The organism is Variovorax sp. 20P10.2.4, assembly GCF_058244205.1.
The window spans coordinates 1-2,050 of sequence record NZ_JBZAYE010000948.1 but is presented as its reverse complement, the minus strand read 5'-3'; the positions used below and the strand labels follow the sequence as shown (position 1 = coordinate 2,050).

The 2,050-nt window shown below is 71.6% G+C and carries 3 protein-coding genes; all 3 read right to left on the bottom strand.

Going from position 1 to position 2,050, the window contains the following annotated elements; translation table 11 throughout:
• Window positions 1–371 (bottom strand): FliH/SctL family protein (locus AC27VN_RS39780; protein WP_490880257.1); only part of this gene is annotated, 371 nt, incomplete at its 3' end.
• A 43-nt stretch (window positions 372–414) separates the two neighbouring features.
• Window positions 415–1,407 (bottom strand): flagellar motor switch protein FliG, encoded by a 993-nt coding sequence (fliG, locus tag AC27VN_RS39775; protein ID WP_490880256.1) that lies wholly within the window; start codon window positions 1,405–1,407, stop codon window positions 415–417.
• 15 nt (window positions 1,408–1,422) lie between these two features.
• On the bottom strand, window positions 1,423–2,050 hold a 628-nt coding region (locus AC27VN_RS39770), incomplete at its 5' end, for a flagellar M-ring protein FliF C-terminal domain-containing protein (RefSeq protein WP_490880255.1).

Genomic DNA, 2,050 nt, shown 5'->3' with positions numbered 1-2,050 from the left:
GCCGGCCGGGTCGCGATCTCCTGGCGCAGCACCTGGCGCGCGAGCGCGCAGGCGATCTCGAGCGTGCCGCGCGCGAGCTCCTGCTGCACTTCGGCCAGCTGCGCCTCGGCGCTTGCGAGCAAGGCGGCCACGCGCTGCGCGGCCTCCAGGCCCTCGTTGGCCTGGTAGGCCTCCATCTGTTCGCGCGTCTCGGCCTGCGCGGCTGCGCGGCCGGCCGCATAGCCTTCGTCGCGGCCCTGCTGGCGCGCCTCCTCGATCGCCTCGGGATCGACCACGCCGCCGAGCACGTTGCCCTCGGCGCCGACGGCGGCGAACTGCCAGCGCGCAAAGCGCGCGACGTCCTCGCCGCGGATGAAGGCGCCGCGGCTCATCGGCGGGCTCCGGTCGGTTCAGCGACGGCCATGCGCGCGCCCATCAGACGAACCCGCCATCGCCGCCGCCCAGCATGATCTGGCCTTCGTCGGCAAGCCGGCGCAGCGCCTTGAGGATTTCCTTCTGCTGCGCCTCGACCTCCGACAGCCGCAGCGGACCGCGCGCCTCGAGGTCCTCGCGCAGCGCCTCGGCCGCGCGCGAGGACATGTTCGACAGGAACTTGTCGCGCAGCGGCGGCGCCGCGCCCTTGAGCGCGACGATCAGCGTCTCGGAGGCGATCTCCTTCATCACCAGCTGCAGCGACTTGTCGTCGAGCTTCATCACGTCGTCGAAGACGAAGGTCAGGTCGGCGATCTGCTGCGCCAGCTCGGCATCGTGGTTGCGGATCGCCGCGATGGCCTGCGCATCGGCGCCGCTGCCCAGCAGGTTGATCATGCCGGCGGCCGTGCGCGGGCCGCCCAGCGAGGGCTTGCGCACCTTGGCGCCGCCCGAGAGCACGCGGAACATCACCTCGTTGAGGTCTTCGAGCGCGGCCGGCTGGATGCCCTCGAGCGTGGCGACGCGCAGCAGCACCTCGGCGCGCTGCAGGTCGGGCAACTGCAGCAGGATCGCCGAGGCATGCTCGGGCTCCAGGTGCACCAGGATCGCGGCCACGATCTGCGGATGCTCGAGCTTGAGCACTTCGGCCACCGACGGCGCGTCCATCCACTTGAGGTTCTCGATGCCGCTGAGATCGGCGGTCTGCAGGATGCGGTCGACCAGGATCGAGGCCTTCTCCTCGCCGAGCGCTTGGCGCATCACCGAGCGCACGTAGTCGCCGGTGTCGGCCGCGAACAGGCTCTGGCCCGCGGTGGCGGTGATGAAGCGGTCCGCCACCTCGCCGAGCCGCTCGCGCGACACCGCGCGGGTCTTGGCGATGGTCTCGCCGATCTTCTGCACCTCGCGCGGCGACAGGTGCCGCAGCACCTCGCCGGCTTCCTGTTCGCCGAGCGACATCAGGAGGATCGCCGCGTCGTTGAGTCCCTGTTCGTCCATCTGCTTCGTTTCCGCTCAGCCGTGGACCCAGGTCTTGACGATGTTCGCCACCGCCACCGGGTTCTGCCGCGCCATCTGGCGCGCGCCCTCCAGCCGCATCTGCTCGGGCACCTGCTCCTGCGGCGAGGGCACGGCCACCGCCTCGGGCGCGCCGAGCGCGGGACGCTCGGGCGTGTCGGCCACCATCGCGTTGAGCTGGCTGCCGGCGGCGGGACCGCCGAGCGCCGGCGTGGTGCTGCCGGGCAGCGGCTTGGCCGCGGCCATGGCCTTGAGGCCGGGGCGCACCATGCCCAACAGCACGATCGCGCCGATCAGCACCAGCCCCACGGGCCAGGCGAAGCTGCGCGCCAGCTCGAGCGTCTCGGGGCGCTTCCACAGCGGCAACTCGACCTGCACCGGCGCGTCGACCAGGAACGGCGTGTTCATCAGGTTCACCGAGTCGCCGCGCTCCTTGTTGAAGCCGATGCTCTCGCGCACCAGCGCCGTCATCTGCTCGACCTGCTGCGCCGACAGCGCGGTCGGCACCACCTTGCCCGCGGCATCGGCCACGCCCTGGTAATTGACGACCACCGCCGCGCTGAGCCGGCGAATCTGGCCGCTGGCGCTGCGCACGGTCTTCACGGTCTTGTCGACCTCGTAGTTG